General features: G+C 71.2%; 22 protein-coding genes. 15 read left to right on the top strand and 7 right to left on the bottom strand.

What is annotated here, in order from left to right:
* The first annotated feature begins 50 nt into the window (after positions 1 to 50).
* Positions 51 to 749 (top strand): SDR family oxidoreductase, encoded by a 699-nt coding sequence (locus tag AC07EJ_RS21270; RefSeq protein ID WP_389482524.1) that lies wholly within the window; start codon positions 51 to 53, stop codon positions 747 to 749.
* A 227-nt stretch (positions 750 to 976) separates the two neighbouring features.
* Here AC07EJ_RS21270 and AC07EJ_RS21265 read toward each other — a convergent pair whose 3' ends face one another.
* Complete coding sequence (locus tag AC07EJ_RS21265; protein WP_389482528.1) at positions 977 to 1,294, bottom strand: hypothetical protein; 318 nt, start codon at positions 1,292 to 1,294, stop codon at positions 977 to 979.
* A 400-nt stretch (positions 1,295 to 1,694) separates the two neighbouring features.
* Positions 1,695 to 2,885: an acyl-CoA dehydrogenase family protein gene (locus AC07EJ_RS21260; RefSeq protein ID WP_100597361.1), complete on the bottom strand. Its 1,191-nt coding sequence runs from the start codon at positions 2,883 to 2,885 to the stop codon at positions 1,695 to 1,697.
* Positions 2,886 to 3,107: 222 nt separating this feature from the next.
* Between AC07EJ_RS21260 and AC07EJ_RS21255 the strand changes: the two genes are divergently transcribed.
* Positions 3,108 to 3,998: a GNAT family N-acetyltransferase gene (locus AC07EJ_RS21255; protein WP_478884712.1), complete on the top strand. Its 891-nt coding sequence runs from the start codon at positions 3,108 to 3,110 to the stop codon at positions 3,996 to 3,998.
* Positions 3,999 to 4,134: 136 nt separating this feature from the next.
* Positions 4,135 to 5,277, top strand: a complete 1,143-nt coding sequence (locus AC07EJ_RS21250; RefSeq protein WP_478884711.1) for a hypothetical protein — start codon at positions 4,135 to 4,137, stop codon at positions 5,275 to 5,277.
* Positions 5,278 to 5,407: 130 nt separating this feature from the next.
* Here the strand turns inward: AC07EJ_RS21250 and AC07EJ_RS21245 are convergent, their stop codons facing one another.
* A complete protein-coding gene (locus tag AC07EJ_RS21245; protein ID WP_389482536.1) occupies positions 5,408 to 6,040 on the bottom strand; it encodes an HdeD family acid-resistance protein in 633 nt (210 codons plus the stop codon).
* Between the two features lie 137 nt (positions 6,041 to 6,177).
* On the opposite strand from AC07EJ_RS21245, the gene AC07EJ_RS21240 reads away from it, so the two are divergent.
* The 4 genes from AC07EJ_RS21240 to AC07EJ_RS21225 all read left to right on the top strand — a co-directional run bounded on the left by AC07EJ_RS21240 (position 6,178) and on the right by AC07EJ_RS21225 (position 11,363).
* Positions 6,178 to 6,561 carry a DUF488 domain-containing protein gene (locus tag AC07EJ_RS21240; RefSeq protein WP_389482539.1) on the top strand — a complete coding sequence of 128 codons (384 nt, stop codon included), beginning with the start codon at positions 6,178 to 6,180 and terminating at the stop codon, positions 6,559 to 6,561.
* A 203-nt stretch (positions 6,562 to 6,764) separates the two neighbouring features.
* A complete protein-coding gene (locus AC07EJ_RS21235; RefSeq protein WP_478884710.1) occupies positions 6,765 to 8,129 on the top strand; it encodes a M20/M25/M40 family metallo-hydrolase in 1,365 nt (454 codons plus the stop codon).
* 20 nt (positions 8,130 to 8,149) lie between these two features.
* Complete coding sequence (locus AC07EJ_RS21230) at positions 8,150 to 9,973, top strand: alkyl/aryl-sulfatase (protein ID WP_389482544.1); 1,824 nt, start codon at positions 8,150 to 8,152, stop codon at positions 9,971 to 9,973.
* A gap of 91 nt (positions 9,974 to 10,064) precedes the next feature.
* On the top strand, positions 10,065 to 11,363 hold the full coding sequence (locus tag AC07EJ_RS21225) for a hypothetical protein (protein ID WP_478884709.1): 1,299 nt from the start codon (positions 10,065 to 10,067) through the stop codon (positions 11,361 to 11,363).
* Positions 11,364 to 11,381: 18 nt separating this feature from the next.
* Here AC07EJ_RS21225 and AC07EJ_RS21220 read toward each other — a convergent pair whose 3' ends face one another.
* Positions 11,382 to 11,993, bottom strand: coding sequence for a TetR/AcrR family transcriptional regulator (locus tag AC07EJ_RS21220; RefSeq protein WP_389482546.1), 612 nt, complete (start codon positions 11,991 to 11,993; stop codon positions 11,382 to 11,384).
* Between the two features lie 225 nt (positions 11,994 to 12,218).
* Between AC07EJ_RS21220 and AC07EJ_RS21215 the strand changes: the two genes are divergently transcribed.
* The 5 genes from AC07EJ_RS21215 to AC07EJ_RS21195 all read left to right on the top strand — a co-directional run bounded on the left by AC07EJ_RS21215 (position 12,219) and on the right by AC07EJ_RS21195 (position 16,925).
* Complete coding sequence (locus tag AC07EJ_RS21215; protein WP_478884708.1) at positions 12,219 to 13,145, top strand: acyl-CoA thioesterase; 927 nt, start codon at positions 12,219 to 12,221, stop codon at positions 13,143 to 13,145.
* 43 nt (positions 13,146 to 13,188) lie between these two features.
* Positions 13,189 to 13,677: a PaaI family thioesterase gene (locus tag AC07EJ_RS21210; RefSeq protein ID WP_389482551.1), complete on the top strand. Its 489-nt coding sequence runs from the start codon at positions 13,189 to 13,191 to the stop codon at positions 13,675 to 13,677.
* Positions 13,678 to 13,728: 51 nt separating this feature from the next.
* Positions 13,729 to 15,411 (top strand): class I adenylate-forming enzyme family protein, encoded by a 1,683-nt coding sequence (locus tag AC07EJ_RS21205; RefSeq protein WP_478884707.1) that lies wholly within the window; start codon positions 13,729 to 13,731, stop codon positions 15,409 to 15,411.
* A gap of 311 nt (positions 15,412 to 15,722) precedes the next feature.
* Positions 15,723 to 16,352, top strand: a complete 630-nt coding sequence (locus AC07EJ_RS21200; RefSeq protein WP_389482556.1) for an SRPBCC family protein — start codon at positions 15,723 to 15,725, stop codon at positions 16,350 to 16,352.
* Positions 16,353 to 16,409: 57 nt separating this feature from the next.
* Positions 16,410 to 16,925, top strand: coding sequence for a DinB family protein (locus AC07EJ_RS21195; RefSeq protein WP_389482559.1), 516 nt, complete (start codon positions 16,410 to 16,412; stop codon positions 16,923 to 16,925).
* 50 nt (positions 16,926 to 16,975) lie between these two features.
* On the opposite strand, the gene AC07EJ_RS21190 is transcribed toward AC07EJ_RS21195, so the two are convergent.
* Together AC07EJ_RS21190 and AC07EJ_RS21185 are read right to left on the bottom strand one after the other, a co-directional pair.
* Positions 16,976 to 18,673 (bottom strand): AMP-binding protein, encoded by a 1,698-nt coding sequence (locus AC07EJ_RS21190; RefSeq protein ID WP_478884706.1) that lies wholly within the window; start codon positions 18,671 to 18,673, stop codon positions 16,976 to 16,978.
* 56 nt (positions 18,674 to 18,729) lie between these two features.
* Positions 18,730 to 21,963: a carboxyl transferase domain-containing protein gene (locus AC07EJ_RS21185; RefSeq protein ID WP_478884705.1), complete on the bottom strand. Its 3,234-nt coding sequence runs from the start codon at positions 21,961 to 21,963 to the stop codon at positions 18,730 to 18,732.
* Positions 21,964 to 22,143: 180 nt separating this feature from the next.
* Here AC07EJ_RS21185 and AC07EJ_RS21180 point away from each other — a divergent pair, with 180 nt between their 5' ends.
* The 3 genes from AC07EJ_RS21180 (at position 22,144) to AC07EJ_RS21170 (ending at position 24,514) form a co-directional block, all read left to right on the top strand.
* Complete coding sequence (locus AC07EJ_RS21180; protein WP_389482568.1) at positions 22,144 to 22,773, top strand: TetR/AcrR family transcriptional regulator; 630 nt, start codon at positions 22,144 to 22,146, stop codon at positions 22,771 to 22,773.
* Positions 22,774 to 22,831: 58 nt separating this feature from the next.
* Positions 22,832 to 23,416 carry a nucleosidase gene (locus tag AC07EJ_RS21175; RefSeq protein WP_389482571.1) on the top strand — a complete coding sequence of 195 codons (585 nt, stop codon included), beginning with the start codon at positions 22,832 to 22,834 and terminating at the stop codon, positions 23,414 to 23,416.
* Between the two features lie 225 nt (positions 23,417 to 23,641).
* Positions 23,642 to 24,514, top strand: a complete 873-nt coding sequence (locus AC07EJ_RS21170; RefSeq protein ID WP_478884764.1) for a YihY/virulence factor BrkB family protein — start codon at positions 23,642 to 23,644, stop codon at positions 24,512 to 24,514.
* On the opposite strand, the gene AC07EJ_RS21165 is transcribed toward AC07EJ_RS21170, so the two are convergent.
* Positions 24,483 to 25,649 (bottom strand): alpha-hydroxy-acid oxidizing protein, encoded by a 1,167-nt coding sequence (locus AC07EJ_RS21165; protein WP_478884704.1) that lies wholly within the window; start codon positions 25,647 to 25,649, stop codon positions 24,483 to 24,485. The two genes, AC07EJ_RS21170 and AC07EJ_RS21165, sit on opposite strands and share 32 nt — an antisense overlap.
* Positions 25,650 to 25,717 lie beyond the last annotated feature (68 nt).

Genomic DNA, 25,717 nt, shown 5'->3' with positions numbered 1-25,717 from the left:
CCGGGACCCTGACGGGCGCCGGATGACCACATCACCTAGGAGTCCGTCACATGGAACCCGTCACGCTGATCACCGGTGGCTCGTCGGGAATCGGCGCCGCCACCGCCCGTGCTCTGCTCGAGCAGGGTCACCGCGTAGCCGTCACCGGACGTGACGCAAAGAAGCTGGCCGCCTTCGCCGCTTCGGCGGCAGCGGGTGAGCGACTGCTGACGATCACCGGCGACACCAGCGACGAGCACGACGTCGCCTCCGCCGTCGGCCACGTGGTGGACGCGTGGGGCCGGCTGGACAACGTCGTCGCCAACGCCGGTTTCTCACTGCCGGGCAACCTCGAGAGCCATGCTCCCGAGGACATGCGCGCCATGGTCCTCACCAACGTCCTGGGTCCTGCCCTGCTGGTGCGGGAGACCCTGTCGCACCTCAGGGAGTCCAAGGGCCGGATCGTGATCATCGGTTCGGTCGCCGGAGTGCGCAACACGCCCGGCAACCTCTACTCGGTCACCAAGTGGGCCGCACACGCGCTGGCCGAGAACACCCGGCTGCTGGTCGGCAAGGACGGGGTCGGCGTGACCGTCATCGCCCCCGGAGTGGTGGACACTCCGTTCTGGGACGAGCGCGGCGGCACGCCCGAGGCGGCGCCGGCCATGACTCCCGAGCACATCGCGGACACGATCGTCTTCGCCGTCAACCAGCCCGCGGGCGTGGACATCAACCACATCACCATGCGGCCGACCGGTCAGCTGGGCTGACGCCCCGGGGCCGTGCCCCGCCCTCCCTGTACCTGCGGTGGCCGAACCTGTGACCACAGCCGCTGGATGACTCCGGAGCCCCGCACTGACCTGCTACACCCGTGAACTCTCCTCCTGTCGCTGCCACTCCCGTCACCCTGGCCGTCACCCGCGCCCGCACCACCACGGCACCACCGGCAGCGAACTCGTACCGGCCGGCGGCCGCGAACTGCTCCGACTCCTGAGGATCACTGCTCTGCCCCGCCACAGACTGCTTCCACTGTTGCTACGTCGGCGACGGCTTGAGCGGCTCGATGATCGGCGCGCCGTCCTTGTCGGTCATGAAGTCGCGGCGGACCGGCTTCTTGTCCGTCGGCTCGGGATGGTTCGGGCATGCGATTGGCCACGACGTACAGGCGATTGGCCTTCTCGTCGACCGTGAGGTCGGCGGGATTCGCGCCCACCTGGATTGCGTCCGCTCCGCGCTCCGTCGGTGTGGAGGTGTCATTCAGCGTGAACGACGACTTTTCGCCTCGACCGCACTTGTTTTCCTCGCCGACCACCACCACGTCATGGTCTCGACCGGCCACCGTGACGGCATGCAGACCCTCGAGACCAGCATCAACGCCCTCGTCGCGGCAGGCACCATCGCCTACGGGTAGGCCGTGCTGTCCACGGCCTACCCGGAGGACGTCCAGCGGCCCTACGTCCCGGTCGGCCGCACCTGACCGTCCGATGGGCAGCGTCTCGAAGAGACAGCCTGGAGCGCGGAGGTCGATCGCGCGGGATTCACTTCGCTCGTCGACGAGTGCGCCCCGCGATCCGCTGCCCGGCGGGGTCACGGTGATCTGTGACGACCAGGCCGGTCGCGCCGGCCCCTTGCGGCCTCGGCGGGGCAGGCGGGAACACGGCACCGCCCGCCCTCCCTGTCCCTGCGGTGGCCGAGGTCCCTGCAGTTGCCGAGCCTCAGCGGCGCACGCGCGGCATTCCCAGGCCGATCCAGGAGATGATTTCGCGTTGGATCTCGTTGTTCCCGCCGCCGAAGGTGAAGATCACGGCTGATCGGTAGCCGCGTTCGAGCTCGCCGTGCAGAACGGCGCCCGCGGAGCCCTCCTTGAGCGCTCCCGCTGCTGCGACGACCTCCATCAGCCAGGCGTACGCCTCGCGGCGCGCCTCGGAGCCGTACACCTTCACGGCGGAGGCGTCCTGCGGGGTGAGGCTGCCTTCCTGGACGGCGTTCACCATCTGCCAGTTGAGGAGTTTCATCGCGTCGAGCCGGGTGTGGGTCTGGGCGAGACGCTTCCGCACCCAGCCGAGGTCGATGACGCGGCGCCCGTCGGCCAGTTTGGTGTCCATGGCCCAGCGCTGCACGTCGCGCAGGGCGCGGATGGCCATGGTGCCGTGGGCGGCGAGCGTGACGCGCTCGTGGTTGAGCTGGTTCGTGATGAGACGCCAGCCCTTGTTCTCCTCACCGACACGCCGGCTGACGGGAACGCGGATGTTCTCGTAGTAGCTGGCCGTGGTGTCGTGCGAGGCAAGGGTGTTGATGATGGTGCAGGAGTAGCCGGGGTCCGACGTCGGCACGAGGAGCATGGTGATGCCCTTGTGCGGCGGGGCGTCCGGGTCGGTGCGCACGGCGAGCCACACCCAGTCGGCCGTGTCGCCGTTGGTCGTCCAGATCTTCTGCCCGTTCACCGTGTAGTGGCCGGTGGCCTCGTCTCCGTCGCGCACCGCCCGCGTCTTCAGCGCGGCGAGGTCGGTGCCCGCGTCGGGCTCGCTGTAGCCGATGGCGAAGTCGAGCTCTCCGGAGAGGATCCTCGGCAGGAAGTACGCCTTCTGCTCGTCGCTGCCGTACTGCATGATCGTGGGGCCGACGGTGTTGAGCGCCATGAGCGGCAGGGGCACTCCCGCCTGCGCGGCCTCGTCGAAGAAGATGAACTGTTCCATGGGCGTGAGGCCACGCCCGCCGTACTCCTTCGGCCACCCGACGCCGAGCCACCCGTCGGTGCCGAGCCTGCGCACGGTCTCCCGGTAGAACCGCTTCTGCGCGGCCGGGTCCTCGTAGCGGGCGTACGCGTTGTCGGGCACCAGCTCCGCGAAGTAGGCGCGCAGCTCCGCGCGCAACTGCTGTTGCTCGGGCGTGTATTCGAGGTGCACGGCCCCTCCTGGCGGTCGCTGGTACACCGGGTCCCGGTCCTGACGGCGCACACAGTAGAACTCGTTTCAGAAATAGGGAATGGGCACGGGCGGACGGTTCCGGTGCCGGGGCCCCAGCGCGGCCAATCCCTTTGCCGGGGCCGCGCGGTCAAACCCTTTGCGGGGGCGTGCGCCCGTGGTTAGGTTCAGCCGCGTCCTCAACTCCCTGACCAAGGAGCCCTCTTGTCGCTGCACCTGACACCGCTGACCGATCCGTCCGGCGGTCCGGACGTCCGCCGCCTCGCCTGGCTGGCGTCCGACGCCGACGGGAATCCGGTCGGCTCCGCGTTCCTGCGGCTCATCGACCGGGACGGGCAGCGGCATCTGGCCCAGTTGTCCCTCCAGGTGCATCCCGCGGAACGCCGTCGCGGCGTCGGCACCCTGCTCCTGGACGCGGTGGTGAAGGGCGCGAAGGACGACGGGCGGCGCTCGCTCACCGCGCCGGCCGACGACGGCTCACCCGCCGACCTGTTCCTGGCCGCGCGAGGGTTCCGCCGGGTGCTGAACCTGACCTACGCACGGCTCCCGCTCGCGGGCGCGGATGTCCCGGCCCTCACTCGGACGAAGCATGCGGCGCACCCCGGCTACCGCCTCGTCTCCTGGGAAGGCACGGTTCCGGACGACCTGGCCGCGACGTTCGCCGCGTCGCGTCGCGCCATGGACGACATGCCCATGGACGACACCGACTACGGGACGGTCGCGTGGGACGTGGACCGGGTCCACGCGGTGGCCAAGGCGGTCGAGCAGCGTGGCGAACACCTCGACACGGTGGCGGCGGTCGACGCCGCCGACGGCACCGTCGTGGGATTCACCGAGCTCGTCGTCCCGGGTGACGGCACGGGCGACGGAGAACACTACGGAACAGGCGTGCTGCCCGAACACCGAGGTCACGGCCTCGCGCGCTGGATGAAGGCCGAGTCGATCCTCCGCGCCCGCAGCCGCCACCCGGAGCTCGGTGGCCTGCTCACGGACACCGCCGACAGCAACACGCACATGCGCGCGGTGAACGACGGACTCGGATACGTGCCGACGCACCGGACGTACGAGTACCAGCTCGACCTCCAGCGGGGCTGAAGGCACGTGCGCCGGCCGCCGCGGGGCCGCGGTGGCCACCGTCACACCCTCCCCCGTACCCCATCCCGGCGAGATAGTTGTAGAGTACAACGTGAAAGGTTGTAAACGCCAACTCACACAGCCGGAGGTCCTGCCCATGCCCGCCGATCACAAGGCACACCGCCCCGAGCACTCGGGCGCCGTGCACGGCGTGCGGAATCCGGCGCTGCGCCACGTCCTGACGCACCTCATCACCCCACTGCTGATGTGCGTGGGCATGGGGCTCGCCTACATGGGGGCCTTCGTGGCGCCCGAGCCGCACCATCTGCCGGTGGCGGTCGTCGGGGCGGGGCCCGAGGCGAAGGTCTTCGCCCAGACGGTGAAGGACAAGGCCGGCGACGCGCTCGACGTCCGTACGCTCGACAGCCGCTCGGCGGCCGTGGAGCAGCTTCAGTCCCGTGACATCGACGGCGCGTACGTACTGAGCGCGAAGTCCCCCGAGCTGATCGTCGCGACCGCCGGGTCCGACATGAGCGCGATCACCGCCGAGAAGATCTTCACGCCCGTCGCCACACAGCGGGGCGTGCCGCTCAAGGTGACCGACGTGACCCCGACCGTCTCCGACGACCCGACGGGGCAGGGCCTGTTCTTCCTGCTGGTGGCCCTGAGCATCGGTTCGTACGCGTCGGTGGCCGTGATCGGCGCGGCGGGCTCCGCCCTGTCGATGCGGACGCGGGCCGCGCTCGTGGTCGGCGTGTCCGGTGTGGTCAGCCTCGTCGGCGCGGCACTCGCAGGGCCCGTCTTCCATCTGGCCCACCACGGCCTCGGGGGCATGTGGGCCATGTCCTGGCTGTACTCGGCGGGCATCCTGTTCATCGGCGTGGGTCTGCACACGTTCCTGAAGCGGTGGACGACGCTGGCGCTCATGGTGCTGTTCGTGATGCTGAACTTCACCAGCTCCGGCGGCCTCTACCGGCCCGAACTGCAGAACGGCTTCTTCGGCACCCTGCACGCCTTCTGGAACGGCGCCGGATTCGTCGAGGGCTCGCGCAGCCTGCTCTACTTCGGCAGCCACGACCTGGCCAGGAACGTGTGGACGCTGGCCGTCTGGCTCGTCGTCGGCCTGGCCGTGATGGGGCTGGCCGCCCTCGCGGAGCGACGGCGCGGCGCCGCCACGGCCGAGCCCCGGCAGCACGCCGCGCACAGCGTGCCGGAGGCTCCCGCACGCTCCGTGGAGAGCTCCACCGAGAGCTCGGCGGAGGCGGCAGAGGAGGAGATGGAGGAGACGGTCGCGGTCTGACCGTCACCGACCGGTCGGCTGCCGCGCCGGGCCATCGTTCTTGAAGCCCCGACAGGTCGGCTGCCGCGCCGGGCGTCCCGATGCGGGCGCCCGGCGCTCACGTACCGGCCCATCGTCCTCGAAGGCCCCCTCACACCCCCTGCGGCACCCGCTTCGCCCTGCTCCGCAGCTGGAACGCCGTGACGATCTCCACCACGCCGACGGCGATCAGCCAGCAGCCGCCCACCAGGGTGAGTACGGCGACGGACTCGAACGGCGAGACGATCAGGACCACACCGGCCAGCGCGCTCACGACGCCGAGGAAGATCTGCCAGCCGCGCGCCGGCATCGCCTGGTCGGAGGCGGCCGCGACGGCCTGGGTGATGCCGCGGAACAGCCAGCCGATGCCGATCCACAGCGCGAGCAGCAGGGTCGACTGCATCGCCCCGCGGAAGCAGAACAGGCCGAGCAGGATCGACACCGCGCCGCTGATGAAGGCCATCACGCGCAGCCCGGTGGTGACATGGGTGCCGAACGCGGCCACCACCTGGAAGACGCCGGCGACCAGGAGATACACGCCGAAGAGCACTCCGGCGGCGAACAGGGACGCCCCGGGCCAGACCAGGACCAGTACGCCCAGGATCACGGCCGCCAGTCCCGCGAGGAGCACCACCTGCCACGCGGATTGAGCCAGTCGTCCGAGCGGCCCCTCGGGCGCGGCTGGGCGCTCTTCGCGGGTTTCGTCGGCCGTCGGGGTTCGGGGTTCGTGCGGTGCGTGGGTCATGTCCGACTGTTCACACGGCAACGGCGCGACCGCCACTCGGGTGAGGCGAACGACGTACGCCACCGGCTGCTGGGGGCCGTCACCGCAGCGGCGGACGACCACCGGCACGAAGCCGCGAGACTCCGCACAATTGGGCCATGACCGAACGCTCCAAGAGCTCCGAACCGCCCTTCCGCGTCCGCCGGGTCTACGATCCGCCGTCGCCCGCCGACGGAACCCGGGTCCTGGTGGACCGCCTGTGGCCGCGCGGCGTCTCCAAGGAGCGGGCCGACGTCCAGGAATGGATGAAGGACCTGACCCCGTCCACCGCGCTGCGCTCCTGGTACCACGAGGACCGCGAGTCCCGCTTCCCTGAGTTCGAGCGCCGCTACCGCGACGAGCTCGCGGAGCCGGACCGCGTGGAGCTGACGGACAGGCTGCGGGCGCTGGCCCGTACGAGCACGGTCACGCTGGTCACCTCGGTCAAGGACATCGAGCACAGCCATGTGCCGGTCCTGGTGCGGCATCTGACCGAGAGCTGACCGGCCCGGGGACGGTACGGACCGGGTCCCGTCGCACGCCTCGGGCGTGCCGGCCCGACCCGACAGCGGGTGCGAACCGGCACAAGCTATGCCAATTTTGTGCAACGACGTACCACTTGACCGTCTACTGCCCAGACCAGCTCGACCGGATCCAGGACAAGACCGACGACCTCAGCACCGACGACACGGTGAGGCGATGAAGCATGTCCGCGCCCGACAGTGAACTGGCCGCCCGCATCGCCGAGTTGATGCCGCGGGCGAAGGCCGACCTGGGCGAGCTCGTCGCCATCCCGTCCGTCGCCGACCCGCGCCGGTACCCGCCCGAGGAGTGCCGCAAGGCCGCGCAGTGGGTCGCGGAGGCGTTCACCGAGGCGGGCCTGCACGACGTCCACCTCGCCGAGACCCCGGACGGCAGCCATGCCGTCATCGGGCACCGGCCGGCACCGCCCGGCGCACCGACCGTGCTCCTGTACTGCCACTACGACGTGCAGCCGCCGCTCGACGACGCGGCCTGGACGAGCCCGCCGTTCACCCTCACCGAGCGCGACGGACGCTGGTACGGGCGTGGCACCGCGGACTGCAAGGGCAACATCGTCATGCACCTCACGGCGCTGCGGGCCCTCGGCGACGACATCCCTGTCGGCATCAAGTTCGTCGCCGAAGGCTCACAGGAGCAGGGCACGGGCGGCCTGGAGGCGTACGTCGCCCAGCATCCCGAACTGTTCCTCGCCGACGCCCTGTTGATCTGCGACACCGGGAACGCGGTGGTCGGCACGGGCACGGCGACGACGTCCCTGCGTGGCCTCACCGACGTCGTGGTGAGCGTCGACACGCTGGCCGGCGAGCTGCACTCCGGCGTGTACGGCGGACCCGCGCCCGACGCCCTCGCCGCGCTCGTCCAGATGCTGTCGACCCTGCGCGACCCGAAGACGGGCGCCACACGCATCGACGGGCTCGACGGCGAAGGGACGTGGAAGGGCGCCGGGTACGACGAGGAGCGGTTCCGCAAGGACGCGGGCGTGCTCGACGGGGTGCGGCTGACCGGGACGGGCTCCGTCGCGGACCGGCTCTGGGCGCGTCCCGCGGTCACGGTCCTCGGCATCGACTGTCCGCCCGTGGTCGGTTCGTCCGCCTCGATCCCCGCGACCGCCCGCGCGCGGGTGAGCCTGCGCGTGCCGCCCGGCACGAACGCCGACGCGGCGCGCGAGGCGCTCACCACGCATCTCGTGGCGGCGGCGCCGTGGGGTGCGCGGGTCGCCGTGGAGGCCGGGTCCACCGGCTCCCCGTTCCGGGCCGCCACCGACGGTCCCGCGTACGCGGCGCTGGGCCGGGCCATGGCCGCCGTGTACGGAAAACCGATGGAGTTCCTCGGCCAGGGCGGCTCCGTCCCGCTGTGCGGCGTCCTCGCCAAGGCCTTTCCCCGAGCCGAGATCGCCCTGATGGGGGTGGAGGAACCGCAGTGCCTCATCCACGCCCCGAACGAGAGCGTGGACCCGTCCGAGATTGAGCACATGGCGCAGGTGGAGGCACTGTTCCTGCGCGCGTACGGCACCGAAGCCCGCCGCTGAGACATCCCTGGGAGACCGAAGTGACCACCGCCGACATCCCCGCCGCCGCCCCCGACTTCGCCGACCGGTCCGACTTCGAGGAGGCGGACCGGGGTCTCGTCTCTCCGCCGCTCTCGTCGACGATCACGGCCGAGGACGGGCGCGTCGTGTGGAACTTCGACGACACCGCGTTCCTCGACGAGGACTGCCCCGGCACCGCGCACCCGAACCTGTGGCGACAGTCCCAACTGTGCGCTCGGGCAGGCCTGTTCGAGGTGACCGAGGGTGTCTTCCAGGTGCGCGGGTTCGACCTCTCCAACATGACGCTGATCGAGGGCGACCACGGTGTCGTGATCGTCGACCCGCTCGCCTCGACGGAGACCGCGGCCGCCGCCCTGGAGCTGTACCGGTCGCAGCGCGGCGAACGGCCGGTCGCCGCCGTCGTGTTCACCCACTCCCACATCGACCACTTCGCCGGCGTGCTCGGCGTCGTCGGAGCCGACGACGGCGTGCCCGTGGTCGCTCCGCAGGGCTTCATGGAGCACTCCGTCGCCGAGAACGTGTACGCGGGTACGGCGATGCTGCGCCGCGGCGTCTACTACTCGGGCTCCACCCTGGAGCGCGGGCCGGAGGGGCTCGTGGGCATGGGCCTCGGTTTCACCGCGTCCACCGGCACCGCGGGAATGGTGGCGCCCACGGTCGAGGTCCGGCACACGGGACAGGAACTGACCCTCGACGGCGTCGTGTTCCGCTTCCAGATGACACCGGGCGCCGAGGCTCCGGCCGAGATGAACTTCCTGCTGCCCCGGCGGCGCGCCCTGTGCATGGCCGAGAACGCCACGCACAACCTGCACAACGTCCTGACCCTGCGCGGCGCCGTGGTCCGCGACGCCCGGATCTGGGCCCGCTATCTCAACGAGGCCATCGAACTCTTCGGCCACGACGCGGACGTCCTGTTCGCCTCGCACCACTGGCCCACCTGGGGATCGGACCGGATCAGGTCGTTCCTGGCGGAGCAGCGCGACCTGTACGCGTATCTGCACGACCAGACCTTGCGTCTGCTCAACCAGGGGTACACGGGGGCGGAGATCGCCGAGCTGATCGAGCTGCCGCCGGCGCTCTCCGCGGCCTGGCACGCGCGCGGCTACTACGGCTCCGTCAGCCACAACGTGAAGGCCATCTACCAGCGTTACATGGGCTGGTACGACGGCAACCCCGCCTCACTGTGGGAGCACCCGCCCACCGAGACCGCCGAACGCTACGTCGACTGCATGGGCGGCCTCGAATCGGTCCTCGGCAAGGCGCGTTCGTACCTGGAGGAGGGCGATCTGCGGTTCGCCGCCCAGCTCCTGAGGCACGCCGTGTTCGCCGCGCCGGACAGCGCCGACGCGAAGGAACTGCTCGCCCAGACCTTCGAGCGGCTCGCGCACGGCGCGGAGTGCGCGACCTGGCGCAACTGCTACCTCACCGGCGCCCAGGAGCTGCGCGGCGAGATCAAGGCGACCAACATCGGCGGCGGCAACATGAGCGACGCGCTGAGCGTCGAGCAGCTCTTCGACTCGCTCGCGGTCCGGGTCGACGGGCCCAGGGCGTGGGACCGCTCGCTCACCCTGCACTGGCATCTGTCGGACCTGGGCGAGATGTACCGCATGACGCTGCACAACGGTGTCCTGGTCCACACCCGTACGACCCGGCCTGCCGACAGCGCGGACCTCTCCCTCACGCTGACGAAGCCCCAACTCCTCACCCTGATGGCCGGGAAGGGTCTCCACGGCGTCTATCACTCGGGCGACCTGGGCGCCCTCGACACCCTGCTCTCGGTCCTCGACGAGAACGAGCCGGACTTCCCGATCGTCACTCCGTGACGGTGGCGACGGGCGGGGCGTGTGACCGGGCCACAGCCCATACGCACTAGTCCAGCGGGCCCTCCGCCACCCCGTGGCATCCCATGAGTACATGACACCGGACCGTGAGGACCGTCCCCCGGCGGACGCGAGCGACGAGATCGCCGCGCTCCGCGCGCGAGTCGCCCATCTGGAGTCCGCGGGGCCTGCACGGCCCCGGCACCGTCTGCGCTCGTTCTTCGCGGGCCTCCTGATCGTCCTCGTGGCGATCCTGACGCCGCTCAGCGCCGTCGCGACCTGGGCGAGCGACGTCGTCGGCGACACCGATCGCTATGTGGCGACGATGGCACCGCTGGGTTCCGACCCCGATGTCCAGGCCGCCGTCACGGACCGCGTCACGAACGCCGTCATGGAGCACATCGATCTCAAGACGCTCCTCAGTGACGTGGCACCCGAGGACCGGCCGAAGCTCGAAAAGGCACTGGGGAGGCTGAGCGGCCCGCTCACCAGCGGACTCAGCGGATTTGTACACAACACCGTGCAGAAGTTCGTGTCGAGCGACGCGTTCGAGACGCTGTGGACCGGCCTCAACCGGCGCGTGCACACGGCGGTCGACAAGGCGCTGACCGGGAGCGGCGGCGGAGCCGTCAAGCTCACGAACGACGCGGTGACGATCGACCTGGCTCCCGTGATCGAGGAGGCGAAACAGCGGCTCGTCGACCGCGGCCTCAAGGTCGCCTCGAAGATCCCCGAGGTGCACACCGACTTCACGGTCATGACGTCGGACTCCATCGGAAAGATCAAGAAGGGGTTCCGGCTGCTCCAGCTCCTGGGTGTCTGGCTGCCGGTCATCACCCTGATCCTGGCCGCCTGCGCCGTCCTCCTGGCCGTCCGCAGGCGGCGCGCGCTGGTGGCGGCGGGGATCGCCGTCGCGGTGGGCGCCGCGATCCTCGGCATCGGTCTGTGGATCTTCCGCGCGATCTACCTCGACGGGTTGCCTGCCGAGGTCTCGCAGCCCGCCGCCGGAGCCGTGTACGACGCGCTGGTGCGGTACCTGCGCACGACCGTACGCATGGTGATCACCGTCGGCGTCGTGGTGGCGCTCGCGGCCTGGCTGACCGGCGACGGCCGTGCAGCGACCCGGGTCAAGGCCATGTGGCGGGGCGGCATCGGCGCGGTGCGCGACGCGGCCGGCCTCACGGGCGGCGCGGTGGGCGCGTGGGTGCACCGGGCAAAGACGTGGCTGAACTGGACCGTCGTCGCGGTGTCGGTCGTGATCATGCTGGTGTGGGACCGTCCGACGGGCGTCGTCATCGTGTGGATCGCCCTGTGCGCGCTCATCGCTCTCGCGGTGGTCGAGTTCCTGGACGACGACGGATCACCGCATGTGACGGCCACCCCCGCCGGATGACGCGGTGGCGCCTCGGTGTCAGGCGCGCGCGGGTCGGCGTACGGCGCGTGGGCGGTACTCGACCACGGTCAGCGCCAGGGCCACGTACCGCTCGACCAACTCGTCCACGGATACGGGTCCCTCCGCCTGGTACCACTCCGCGATGGCGTTGCACATGGCGATCACCGCGCGCCGGGCGTCGTCCGGGAAGGGGGTGAGGAAGATGCCCTGCGCCACGCCACGCTCGACGACCTCGCGGAACTGCCGGCTGCCGCGCGCCTCGTTCTTCCGGTAGCGCGCCAGGTGCTCCGGCTCCAGGCTGCGCCCTTCGGTCAGCACGATGCTGCTCTTCACGGGGTGGTCGGTACGGAACCGTACGGTCGCCGCGACGAGCGCCTCCAGTTGCTCGGCGGGGTCGTCGCCCGCCGCCTCCAACGCCTCGTCGCACGCGCCGAAGTAGGCGTCGAGACCGTCGTCGAGAATGGCGACCAGCAGGTCCTGCTTCCCCTTGTAGTAGTAGTACAGGGCGGACAGACTCACCCCCGCGCGCTGGGCGATGTCGCGGATCGAGGTGGTTCCGTAGCCCCGCTCGGAGAACTCCTGCCGGGCAGCCTCGACGATGGCCCTGTGGCCTGCGGGTTGCGTGGACACAGTTCTCCGATCTCCTGCCCCGTCCCGGCGATGCGCGCGCTGAACGAACGGTCGAACAGTCGTAGCGGGACGCCGCCGAGTGTAGTGGCACACACCGCGAACCGGCCCGTCGCAGGGCAAATGACCAGCGCGAACTCCTCGGAGCTCCGATCCTGGCGGCACGGCGGCGGGCCGCGTGATCACCGTCACAGCCGCGGAGGCGTCCGGCCTGGCAGCATGCCGACCATGGGTGCTCAATACAACCAACTCGCCGTTGCGCAGGCCGATGCCACGTCCGGACGCGCGGACCTGCTTCCCCTCGGTGAGCTGCTGGGGCTCGACGCGTCGGGCGACAGCGCCTTCACCGGCATGCCGCACACGGGCCGGCCGCCGCTGGCCTTCGGCGGGGTCACGCTCGCGCAGGCGCTGCTGGCGGCGGGGCGCACGGTCGACGGCGGGCGGCAACCGCACTCCCTGCACGCCTACTTCTTGCGTCCCGTCGCTCCGCAAGACCCGGTCTCGTACGAGGTGGAGCGGTTGCGGGACGGGGCGTCCTACGCTGCACGGCAGGTGGCCGCGCGTCAGGACGGCATGACCGTGCTCAGCCTCTCCGCCTCCTTCAAGAAGCCAGAGAACGCGCTTGACCACCAGCCGGAGATGCCCAGCTCACCGGCGCCGGACGACTGCGAGGCCCCGTACCGGGCGATGGCCCGGGAGCACCCGGAGCGGTACGCCGAATCCGTCATCCCCCGCGCCGTAGACCTGCGGGTCGTGGAGGCGGACGCCCATGAGCTGGCGGCGCGGGCGGAGGGGATGTCGCGGCGGCGGTGCTGGCTGCGGGCGGCGCGACCGCTGCCCGACGAGCCTGTGCTGCACGCCGCGGCGCTCGCCTACCTCTCCGACCTGACGATCTCCCCCACGGCCGCGCTTCCCTGGGAGTCGCCCGGTGCGGGGCGTACCCGGCGGCCGAGGGTGCGGCTGGCGTCGCTGGACCACGCCATGTGGTTCCACCGTCCCGCGCGCGCCGACGCCTGGCTGCTGTACGCCCAGCACACCACGAACCTGTCCGACGGCCGCGCGATGTCACGCGGTGAACTCTGGTCGCAGGACGGTCAGTTGGTCGCCTCTGTACTCCAGGAAGCGCTGATCCGCCACCGGCCCGCGACCGCCTGACCCAACCCGCCCCCGCAGCGCAACCGGAAGGAATCCTCTCCACATGCTCGACTTCTCCTGGGGTGCCGGCACCGGCCTCGACCGCATCCGCACGCTCGCCGAGGAGCTGGCTCACTCGCCGCACGTCCCCTACACGCAGTTCGGCCTGAGCATCACTCAGGTCGACAAGGGGCGGGTGGAGATGGCCTGGTCGCCCGGGGCGTCCCTGCTCAACCGAGGCGGTGTCGTGCACGGCGGCTTCATCGCGACGACGCTCGACGAGGCGTGCGGCACCGCTGTGATGTCCGGGAGCGAGCCGCTCACACCGTTCCTGACGATGAGTCTGAACGTCGAGTACCTGCGCCCGCTCCGTGCGGGCGCCACGTACAAGGTGGTCGGGACGGTGCTCAAGCCGGGCCGGCTCCGGACGCTGGTACGGGCGGCCGTCGAGGACGCGGCGGGCAGGCTGTGCGCGGAGGCCACGGCTTCGATGACGCCCAACCGGGCCCTGCTGCAGACGTCTGGACACGCACCGACGGGGACCGTAGCTTAACGAATGTTCTGACAGCACGCCCGTCGCACCCGCCGACAAGGGAGTTGTCACGTGATCCGTCGCCACCCCAAGGGCATGCCGGCCCGCCTCTCCTACCCGGAGGCGGCCGTCGGAGACATCCTCGCCGGCTCGGCCAGGAGATACCCCGACCGCGTCGCCCTGCGCGACGGCGACGACACGCTGACCTACGCGGAACTGAACGAACAGGCACTCCGCTGTGCGCGGGGCCTGCGCGAACGCGGTATCGCCCAGGGCGACGTGGTGGCACTGCACCAGCCCAACTCCCTATGGTTTCCAGTCACTTACTACGGGATCCTGCTGGCCGGCGCGATCGTGGCGCCGATCAACCCGACCCTCCCCCCGGCCGCCGTGCGCGCACAGCTGGACGAGGCGGGCGCCCGCGCGGTCGTGACACACCCGGCCCCCTCCGCGACGCTCCTCGCGGCGGGCACCGACGCGCTCGAACTGGTCGCCGTAGTACCGCCGTCGGCCGTCGCGCCCGGCGATCCGGCGCACCTCGACGGCACAGTGCCGCTCACCGAACTGCTCGCGGGCGAGGCGGAGCCCGGCCCGCGCGTTTCGCCCGACGCGGTCGCCCATCTGTCCTTCACCGGCGGCACGACGGGGCGCTCGAAGGCGGTCCAGGTGCTGCACCGCCACGTCGTGGCGAACTGCCTCCAGTTCACCTGCTGGCGCGCGGCGGCCGTACCCGCGGTGGACCCCGACGGGGGCATCTTCCTCGACCCGGTGCCCGAGGCCGCCACCGAGTACACCAACACTCCGGGGCAGGGCCTCTCGATCGCCGTCGCGCCGTTCTTCCACGCCATGGGTCTGGTGGGCCAGTCGATCGGTGTGCTCGCGGGGCTGACGAGCGTCCTCGCCGGGCGTTTCGACCCCGAGCGGTTCCTCGAACTGGCCGAGAAGTTCGGGGCCACCCAGATCGCCGGGTCCCCCGCGCTCTTCCACGCCCTGCTCGCCGCCCCCGCCGCTCAGGGCCGCGCGCTCCCGGCGGTCCGCGTGGTCAACTCGGGTGCCGCGCCCATCGATACGACCACGTTGCGGGCCCTGCGGACACTGTTCCCCCGGGCTTGTGTCGTGGAGGGGTACGGGCTGACCGAAGCCACCATGGGTGTCACGTCGGGGATCGTCGACCCCGACGACCCGGTGCCGATCGGGTCGGTCGGCCTGCCCGTGTTCGACACCGAGGTCGAGATCCGCGACCTCGCGCAGACCGGGAGTTGCGTCCCCAACGGCGAGACGGGGGAGCTGTGGGCCCGCGGCCCGCAGATCACGGCGGGCTACCACGGCCACCCGGAGCTCACGGCCGAGCAGTTCGTCGACGGCTGGCTGCGCACGGGCGACCTGGCGCGGTGCGACGAGCGCGGCCACGTCTACATCGTGGGGCGCGCCAAGGACATGCTCATCTACAAGGGATACAACGTCTATCCGGGCCAGCTGGAGGAGATCCTCAGCGGGCATCCGGCGGTCGCGCAGGTCTCGGTGATCGGGGTTCCCGCGGCGGACGCGGGCGAGATCCCCGCGGCGTACGTCGTGGCTCGCCCCGATGCCTCGCCGGCCCCCGGCCCGGCACTCGCCCAGGAGCTGATGGCGCACGTGTCCGCCCACGTCGCGCCGTACCAGCGGGTGCGCGAGGTGCGGTTCCTGGAGGCGCTGCCGACCTCGGCCGCGGGGAAGGTCCTGAAGGCGGAGCTGCGGCGGGCACACCAGCCGTAGATTTAACGAACGTTCAACACGCCCGGCGCAGGGTCTCTCGATCAGGCGCCGGGTCCCTCGATCGATGGAGACCCGGCCCTCCCCGCTCACACCTCCCCCGCACCTCCCTCACACCCCCGGTCGCCCTGAGCCGCATGGCAGGCGGCGTTCCGGGCAGGCGACCACCGTACGTGCCTGCCCTGTCACCCGTTCGGGCTAACCCGAGATGTCGTGGAGCCAATCCGCACGCACGTTTGGAAGGTAGAGCCCGTGGGGTGTCGTACCCGTCGGCAACCGCGCCGACGACCGGACGGGCGCCGGGGAGGTGCGTGATGCCAGAGATTTCCGTGGACGTCCACATCAGCCGATCCGTCACAGAGGTGTACGACTTCCTTGCCGACGCACGCAATCTCGCACTCTGGTTCTCGGGGGTCGACACCGTAGCCGAGAGCTCGGAGCCCGCAGGTCCCGGCGTGACCCATGTCTACCGCTTTCCGGGGCGTCACCGGGACCAGCTGCTCCAGTGCGTGGCGTACGTCCCGGGCGAACACCTCGTCTTCCGTGGCGACCGGATGTGGAACCCCCTGGGCGCCCAGACGCCGCTCTACTCGTTCACGCTCTCGCCGCGCCGGCGCGGCACGCTCCTGCGCCTCACCGTGCAGTGCCGCCTCGCGGGCGCCCTGACACTGCTCGCGCCCGTCGTCGCCATGGCCTGGCGGCGCGATCTGCCGAGGGACGCACGCCGACTCGGCGAGCGCCTCGGCGCCCCGCACTGCCACGTCATAGCCGCCCCGCGACGGATACGCCTGCCCGTGCCGGCACTCGCGCCGGCCGTCATACCCGCGGCCACTCCGCCGCCCCTCGCGCCGTCGATCCCGCAGGTCCAGCCCGAGCCCCGCCCCGAGCCGCGTCCCGCCTCGGTCCCGGCCGCCAAGGAACGCGCGTCGCGCCCCGCGGCGTGAGCCGCCCACATCAAATCCCGTGCGCCGGGGGCAGCGCGGCCGGTAGCGTCCCCGCCCATGACTCTTCCTCGCATACGCCCTCCCTACGACGCCGACGAGCGAACGCAGTTGGTCGCGTGGCTGGACATGCAGCGGGCCATCGTCGAGTGGAAGTGTGAGGGCGTGTCCGAGAAGGACGCCCATCGCTCCGTACTCCCCGCGTCCCCCGCCATGACCTTGGCGGGGGTCGTGTCGCATCTGCGGTGGGTCGAGCACTGCTGGTTCGAGGTCATGCTGATGGGCGGCGCGGCCGAGGGCCCGCAGTTCGACGACGGACCGGAGGACGCCGACATGCTGGTCGCCGACGACGTCCCCCTCGACCAGCTCCTCGGCGAGTACGCGCGCCAGTACGCCCGGTCGAACGAGATCACCGCCGCCCACTCCCTCGAACAGCCGGGCCGGCACCCCGACTTCCGCGCGGGGTCCGCGAATCTGCGGTGGATCCTCCTGCACATGATCGAGGAGACCGCCCGGCACGCCGGTCACCTCGACGCGATCCGTGAACTCCTCGACGGCGAGAGGGGCTACTTCTGACCGCCCGGTCCGGCCGGCACGTCGTCCTGACAGGTGCGTCGACCCGGCCTTCAGCGGTTGTCTGCGAGCTGCTGCGCGCGGGCCGCCAGGTCCACCTTCCGGATCTTCATCGTCGTCGTCATCGGCATCTCGTCGACTATCTCCACGAGGGGAACCTTGTAGGACGCCATGCTCTCGCGGGCCCAGTCCCTGAGCACCGAGGCCTCCACCGAGCCTCCTTGACGGAGCATCACGAAGGCCACCGGGATCTGGCCCTTCGTCAGGTCATCGGCCGGGACGACGGCGGCCGTGTCCACATCGGGGTGGCGGCACAGCAGCATCTCGACCTCCGCGGGAAAGACGCTCATGCCCCGCACCTTGATGAGGTCCTTGTCGCGGCCGAGGTAGTGCAGGCAGCCGTCGTCGTTGATCCGGCCGTTGTCCCCCGTGTACAGCCATCCGTCGCGCAGCTGGCGCGCCGTGGCGTCCGGCTTGTTCCAGTAGCCGGTCGTCACCGAGGGGCTGCGGACGACGATCTCGCCCGCCTCGCCGAGCGGCAGCGGTTCACCGGTCACGGGCGACAGCACGGCGATGTCCGTGCCGGGCATGGGCAGTCCGCAGAAGACGGGGTCGGCGTGCAGATCGTGGTCCCCGTCCTGGAACCCGTAGGGGGTCACGTCGATCGTGTGCGTCTCGGTCATGCCGTACGCGGCCTCACGCAGGACCGAGTGTGCGCCCACCGCGGCCGTCCAGCGCCGCCGGACCCCGACGTCGAGCTTGCGGATGAACGAGGTGCAGAGCGGGTCGACGAGGGAACTCAGGTCGTACGAGGCGAAGTCGGGCCGGTCGAGCAGTTCCAGGTAGTTCTCCACGATGCCGACCATCGTGGTGACCTGGCGTTCGTCGATCGCCTTTAGCACGCGCGCCGGGTCCCAGCGCGGCATGAGGACCGAAGTCCCGCCCAGCATCAGGGGATTGAGGATGCCCAGGTCCTCGCCCGCGATCCAGAAGACGGGGATGTAGCACAGGACCACCACCTCGCCGTCGGCCGTCTGGCGGGTCGCGCCGGCACTGGTGGCGATGGTGTAGATCATGTGCCGCTGGGTGTGCATGCAGCCCTTGGGGAGCCCGGACGTACCGCCGGTGTAGTTCAGGGCGGCCAGGGCGTCGAGGTCCGCGGGAGCGCCGTCGACCGGCTCGTGGGCCACGGCCTGCGCCCACGTGTGGACCACGAGCCCCTCGGCCGTCACGGCATCGGGGGCGGTCGCGGCCTCGGTCATCTCGGCGAGCGAGGTGACGAACACCCGGCGCACGGCGGTCTGCCGGCGCACGGAAGCGAGCAGCGGGAGCGAGGTGTCCAGGGTGATGACGGTCTCGGCGCCGCAGTCCTCGAGTTCGTAGGCGAGTTCGGCGCTCTGGAACATCGGGTTGACCGGCACGTGCACCGCGCCGAGGCGCAGCACGGCCAGGAAAGCGACAAGGAACTGGGGGCAGTTGGGCAGGTGGACGGCGACCCGGTCGCCCGCGCCGACCCCTTCGGAGGCGAGCCGTCCAGCGACCCGGCGGCTCAGCTCGTCGAGTTCACGGTAGGTGACGGTGCGGCCCTCGAAGACGATCGCGGCCCGGTCGGGCCGCAGCCGCGCCCAGTGCGCGACATGCTCCGGCACGGAGATCTCGCCGAGCGGGTACACCACGTCGGACGGGGTGCCGTGCGGACGGACCCGGGCCTGACGGGCGCGGAGATCTTCCAGGTACTCCTCGATCTTCATGCGGCTCCTCGGTTGTTGTCCCGGCCTGACCTGCCTGGACCTTCACCGCACCGGCGTCACCACGTGTCGACGAAGCGGGTGCGCGTGCGGCCCTCGGACGGGCGCGGGTGCGGATGCGTGGGGTGCTGGGCGAACGCCATGGTGATCCAGCGGCGGGTGTCGGCCGGGTCGATCACGTCGTCGACCTCGAAGGTCGTCCCCGCGCTGAGCGCCTTGCCCCGCTCGTACTGCTCCGCGAGCAGCGCCTCGTACGTGGCCCGGCGCTCCTGCGGGTCGGCGATGGCTTCGAGTTCGCGCCGGTAGCCGAGCCGGACGGCGCCCTCCAGGCCCATCGGGCCGATCTCGCCGGTGGGCCAGGCGACCATCGCCGCGGGGGCGCGGAAGCCGCCGCCGGTCATCGCCATCGCGCCGAGGCCGTAGCCCTTGCGCAGGACGGCGGAGAAGACCGGTACACCGAGATGCGCTCCCGCGACGAAGAGCCGGCTGAAGTGCCGTACGGTCGCTGTCTTCTCGGCGTCCGGGCCCACCATGAACCCGGGTGTGTCGCACAGGGTGACCACGGGCAGGCCGTGGGCGTCGCAGAGTTGCAGGAAGCGTGCCATCTTGTCGGCTGCGTCGCTGTCGATGGCGCCGCCGAGGTGCTGAGGGTTGTTGGCGACCAGGCCCATCGGCCGCCCCTCGACCCGTACGAGCGCGGTGATGACGCCGACGCCGAACTCGCGGCGCAGTTCCAGAACGGAGTCGGTGTCGGCGAGGAGGGTGACCGCCTCCCGGACGTCGTAGGCGCGCAGCCGGTTCTCGGGGACGACGTACCGCAGGTGGCGCTGGTCCGCGCAGTCCCAGTCGCTCAAGTCGCCCTGGAAATAGGAGAGATACTTCTTGGCGACCGCCACGGCCTCGGCCTCGTCGTCGACCAGGATGTCGACGACGCCGTTCGGTACCTGGACCGGCATCGGTCCGACCTCCTCGGGCAGGAACTGCCCGAGGCCGCCCGCCTCGATCATCGCGGGGCCGCTCATGCCGACCGTGGCGTCGGGGGTCGCGATGACGACGTCGCAGCAGCCGAGGAGCGCGGCGTTGCCCGCGAAGCAGCGCCCGGCGACGATGCCGACCGTCGGCACCTGTCCGCTGAGCCGGGCGAGGGTGGCGAAGGTGGGGACGTCGAGCCCGGCGACCGCCATCATGTCGGTGTCGCCGGGGCGTCCGCCGCCGCCCTCCGCGAAGAGCACGACCGGGATCCGCTGCCGCTCGGCGAGTTCGAGCAGGCGGTCGGTCTTCTTGTGGTTGAGCATCCCCTGCGTGCCGGCGAGGACCGTGTAGTCGTAGGCGAGGACGGCGCACTGACTGCGCCGGTCGCCGAACTGCGCGCCGTTGACCTGGGCGACGCCGGTGACGATCCCGTCGGCCGGGGTGTTGGCGATCAGGTCCTCGAGGGTCCTGCGGCGGCGCTGCGCGGCGATGGCCAGGGCGCCGTACTCGGTGAAGGTGCCCGGGTCGCAGAGGTCGGCGAGGTTCTCGCGTGCGGTCCGGTGGCCGGTGCGCCTGCGGCGCTCGACGGCCTGGGGCCTGGCCTCGTCGAGGCCGATGCGGTGGCGCTCGACGACCTCGGCGAGGTCCGGCCTGATCACGTCGAGATCGACGTCGGCCGCCGCCTCGTCGACGCTGTCCTCGCCCTGCGAAGGTGCGAAGACGACGAGTTCGGCACCGGCCGGGACGACGTCCCCGACGCTCGCGCGGACCTCGCGCACGATTCCGCCGCGGGGCGCGGTCAGGACGTGTTCCATCTTCATCGCCTCGAGGACGACGAGTGGCGCACCGGCCACCACCTCGGTGCCCGGCTCCACGCAGACGTCGACGACGCTGCCCGCGGACAGGGCGGTGAGGACCGAGCCGTGGTTCTCCCCCGACGGAAGAGTGCCCGGCACAAGCTTGTCGAGGTGTTCGTCGACGAAGGCGGTCGTCACCGTGCCGTCCCCGAAGGCCTCGTGGCGCAGGACGGCACGCAGCAGCGGGATGTTCGACGGGACCCCGCAGAGTGTGAACTCGCCGAGTGCTGCGGCCGCCCGCCCGGCCGCGTCGGAGAAGTCGCCGCGGACGGTGCGGGTGATCACCTTGGCCACGAGGGAGTCGTACGAGCCGTTGATCTCCAGGCCGGCACGGCCGTGGGTGTCCACGCGCACGCCGGGGCCGCCGGGAGCCTCGAAGGCGGTCAGTGTGCCCTGCGAGGCGCGGGCCGTGCCGTCCACGGACAGCTCTTCGAGGTTGACGCGCGTCTGGATCGCGAAGCCGCGCGGCCGCGGGATGTCCTCCTGGAGGAGGCCGAGTTCGGCGAGGGTCCTGCCCTGGGCGAGGCGCAGTTGGGTGGCCACCAGGTCGACGCCGGTGAGTTCCTCGGTGATGGTGTGCTCGACCTGGAGGCGCGGATTGGTCTCGATGAAGTAGTACGCGTCCGGGTCGTCCGCGTCGACGAGGAACTCGAAGGTCCCGAGGCCGGGATACCGGGTCGCGGAGGCCATCGTGACCGCCGCCTCGATCAGCCGGTCGCGTGTGTCCGCGGGGAGCCAGGGGCTGGGCGTCACCTCGATCAGCTTCTGGTTGCGGCGCTGGACAGAGCACTCCCGGTCCCACAGGTGGGTGGCCCGGCCGGTCCCGTCCCCGACGATCTGGATCTCGATGTGCTTGGCACGGGGCAGGAGTTGCTCGACGTAGACGTCGCCGTTGCCGAAGGCGCGCTCGGCCTCGGAGCGGGAGCGCTCGTAGGCCCAGGCGAGGTCCGACGCGTCGTGCACCGCGCGCATGCCGCGGCCGCCTCCCCCGGCGACGGCCTTCACCATGACGCCGTGCCGCGCGCCGGCCAGGAACTCCGTGGCCTGCGCGAGTGAGGCCGGGGCGCCGGTCGCCGCGAGGACGGGGACTCCGTGCCGGACGGCGAGCGCCCGTGAACTCGCCTTGTCGCCGAAGAGGGAGAGGAGCTGCGGGGTGGGTCCCACGAAGGTGAGCCCCGCCTCGGCACATGCCTTCGCGAAATCGGCGTTCTCGCTGAGGAACCCGTAGCCGGGATGGACCAGATCGCACCCCGCGCGCCCGGCGATCCCCACGATCTGACGCGCGTCGAGATAGGCGGCGACGCCGTCGCCCTTGAGCAGATGGGCCTCGTCGGCGAGCCGTACATGGGCCGCCGAGCGGTCGTCCGCGGAGTGCACGGCCACGGTCCGCAGACCGAGCGCCGACGCCGCCCGGTGGATCCGGACCGCGATCTCGCCCCGGTTGGCGATCAGCACACCTGTCATCGGACGTCTCCTCCGTGGGCCCTGGACGCGGGCCTTGTGTACGTGACGGCTTCTGGCTGTACGTGATGGCTTCGGGCGCCGCCTGACGTGCCGACGCCTCGGTGCGTTGACGCTGGCGTCAACGTCAACAGCAGGCCCAGTCTGCGTTGACGCCATCGTCAACGTCAATAAGCTGGGGCCATGCCGACCGCGAAAAACTCCTGGACCGTGCGCGACAAACTGGACCGCCAGGACAGCGCCACGCGTGCCCGGCTGCTCACGGCGGCCCGCACGGTCTTCGAGCAGCGCGGCTACGCGCGGACGACGATCGCCGACATCACGGCACAGGCCGACGTCGGCCGCGCCACGTTCTACGTCTACTTCGCTTCGAAGCAGGATGTCTTCGCCGTGCTCGCCGCCGATCTTCGGGACCGGTTCCTCGCGGCGCAGGAGGCGGCGGACCCAGAGGCCGAGGACCCGTACGTGCTCGCCGAGCGGACCAACGCGGCGTTCCTGGACGCCTATGTGGACAACCTCGCGTTCATGACCGTGCTCGAACACCAGTCGCTCACGGATCCGGCGATGCGCGTGCTCCGCGACGAGATCAGCGACCGCCCGCGCGGGCGCACCGCGCGCTACATCGCCCGTCTGTCGCGTCAGGGCCTGGCAGAGCCGGCCGGTTCACCGGAGTCCGTGGCCACCGCCGCGGCCGGCATGGTCGCGGGCTTCGCCCGAGCCGTGGCCGCCGACCCGGCGTGCCGGGACCAGGCGGTCGCTGATCTCACGGCGATGTATCTGCGGCTGCTCGGGCTCTCGCCTCGCCACCGCTGACCTGGCGTGCCATGCCCCGGCTGCGGGTGGGCGACCGCCCCGGAGCTACCGTTGCGGCATGGAACTCGTACGTGAGATCACCGCCGGCCGCCCCCTGCTCGTACTGGCAGTGAAGGAAGAGGCGCAGTTCCTCGAAACGGACCTTCCCGTCCTGCTCACCGGAATGGGCAAGGTCAACGCTGCCACCGCGCTCGCCACGGTCCTGGCCCGCGGCCCGCACCCCTCGGACATCGTGAACCTGGGCACGGCGGGCGCGCTGCGTCCCGGCTGGACGGGCACCCACGTCATCGGCTCCGTGATCCAGCACGACCTCGACAACGCCGTGCTCGCCTCCCTGACGGGCGAGACGTACGGTGCGCCGATCGACCTGCCCGACCACGGCGGGCCCGTCCTCGCGACCGGCGACTCCTTCATCTCCGACGAGGTGGCCCGCGCCCGCCTGGCCGCGCACGCACCGCTCGTCGACATGGAGGGCTACGCCCTCGCGTCCGCCGCCCGGCGGGCCGGTGTTCCGCTGCGCATCGTCAAGCACGTCAGTGACGAGGCGGGCCACGGCGCGGCCAGGACGTGGCGCGAGACGGTCGCCGACTGTGCACGCGTCCTTGCCGACTGGACCGCGCGGAACATCCACGTTCGCCTCTGATCCACGACTCCCCGGCAGAGTGCGGGGTCGGCGATGAGATGATCGCGGACCATGTCCCGCGCGCGCAGGCCCTCACGCCGAGGCCGCCGGGCGCCCTCCGACCGAGACGAGCACGCCTTGGGAACGCGGCCGACGGCCCCGGTCACCCGTACCGACCCCTCCCCCGCCACGACCCCCTCCGCCGATCACCGCCACAGCCACGCGCCGGGCGCCCTGTCGGTGTCGATGGACTGGCCCCGGCTGCGTGCGGCGCTTCGTCGCACTCCGGTGTCGATGTGGAACGACGACGTGTCGGACTGGGCCGCGGCGCTGACGTACTACGCGATCCTCGCCCTTCTGCCCGCCCTCCTCGTGACCGTCTCGCTCATCGGCCTGGTCAGCCCGGCGACGACGGACGCCCTGATCGAGCACGTGACGGCCTGGGCGCCCGCCGAGTCCGGCGGCGCCCTGCACAGCGCCCTGCGCCACATGGCACACGAGCGGTCCGCCGCGCTGACCGTGACGATCGCCGGCGCCGTCAGCGCCCTGTGGTCGGCGTCGAGTTACTCGGCCGTGTTCCGCCGAGCCCTGAACACGCTGCACGGCGTCCGCGACACCAGGCCCGCGTGGCGCAAGGCCCACCGCATCCTGCTGACCGCCTGCACCCTGCTCGCGCTCCTCGTGGCCAGCGCGCTCGTTCTCGTGCTCAGCGGATCCCTCGCCCAGTCGCTCGGGCACCGGCTCGGGCTCGGCGACGCGGGCGCCGCGGCCTGGAACCTCCTCAAGTGGCCTGCCCTCCTCTGCCTGGTGGCGCTGCTCGTCCTGGTCCTGTTCCGCTCGGGGCCTCCCGCCGCCCGCGGGTGGCGGCACGGCCTGCCGGGCGGTCTGCTCGCCGCGCTGATCTGGCTCGTCGCGTCTGCGGGCTTCACGTTCTACGCCTCGCAGCTCGGCACCTACAGCAGGCTCTACGGCTCCCTGGCGGGCGTCGTCGTCTTCCTCGTCTGGCTGTGGGTGTCGAACCTGGCGCTGCTGGCCGGCGCCCAGTTCGGCGTGGAACTGAACCGGTCCGCGCCGCACGCGCCGCTGGTCAGCGCCTGCGACGCAGCGCCTGCGGAGTGAGGTCGGCGAGCGTCGGATAGCCGTCGACGGCCATGATCAGGTCGGTCTCCGCGAGCAGGGACCGCAGCACGTGGACAATCCCGTCGACGCCGCCGAGTGCGAGGCCGTAGGCGTAGGGACGGCCGATGCCGACCGCCGTCGCGCCGAGGGCGAGCGCCTTGACCACATCGGCTCCGGAGCGCACACCCGAGTCGAACAGCACGGGCAGACCGTCGGCGGCCTCCACCACGTCGGGCAGGGCGTCGATGGCGGCGAGTCCTCCGTTGGCCTGCCGTCCGCCGTGGTTGGAGCAGTAGATCCCGTCGACGCCGCCGTCCTTGGCGCGGCGGACGTCCTCGGGGTGGCACAGGCCCTTGACGATGAGCGGCAGGCTGGTGAGCGAGCGCAGCCAGGGGAGGTCGTCCCACGTCAGGGGGTTGCCGAAGACGCTCGCGAACTGCATGACGACGGCCTGCGGGTCATCGGTACGGTCCTGCGGGAGGCGGGAGCGGAAGACCGGGTCGGAGCTGTAGTTGCTGAGGCAGTGGCCGCGCAGCTGGGGGAAGTTGCCGGTGGACAGGTCACGGGGGCGCCAGCCGGTGACCCAGGTGTCGAGGGTGACGACGATCCCCTTGAAGCCGGCCGCCTCGGCGCGGCTGACGAGGCTCTCGGCGAGGTCACGGTCGGTCGGCGTGTAGAGCTGGAAGAAGCCGGGGGTCTGGCCGAACTCCTTCGCCACGTCCTCCATCGGGTCCGCGGACAGGGTGGAGGCCACCATCGGAACTCCCGTGCGCGCGGCGGCCCGTGCCGTCGCGAGGTCCCCGTGCCCGTCCTGCCCGCAGAGCCCGATCACGCCGATGGGGCACATGAACAGCGGGCTGTCGAGCTTCAGCCCGAAGAGGTCGACGGTCAGGTCCCGCCGGCTCGCCCCCACGAACATGCGCGGCAGAAGCCCCCATTGCTCGAACGCGGTGACGTTCTCGCGCTGCGTGAACTCGTCGCCCGCGCCACCCGCGACGTACGACCACACGGACGGCGCCAGCGCCTCGCTCGCCCGCCGCTCCAACTCCGCGAAGGCCATGGGCAGCTCGGGGACGACACCTCCGAGCGCGTTGAAGTAGATCTCGTGCTGGTAGTCACCGAACTGCTGCGTCATCGCGGCCACCCTCCTCGTCGAACGCCACCGTGTCCTGGCGGCGGCGATCAGACACTAGTGCGCAGGCC

The organism is Streptomyces sp. NPDC045026 (assembly GCF_056432625.1).
This window is presented reverse-complemented; position numbering and strand designations above follow the sequence as displayed.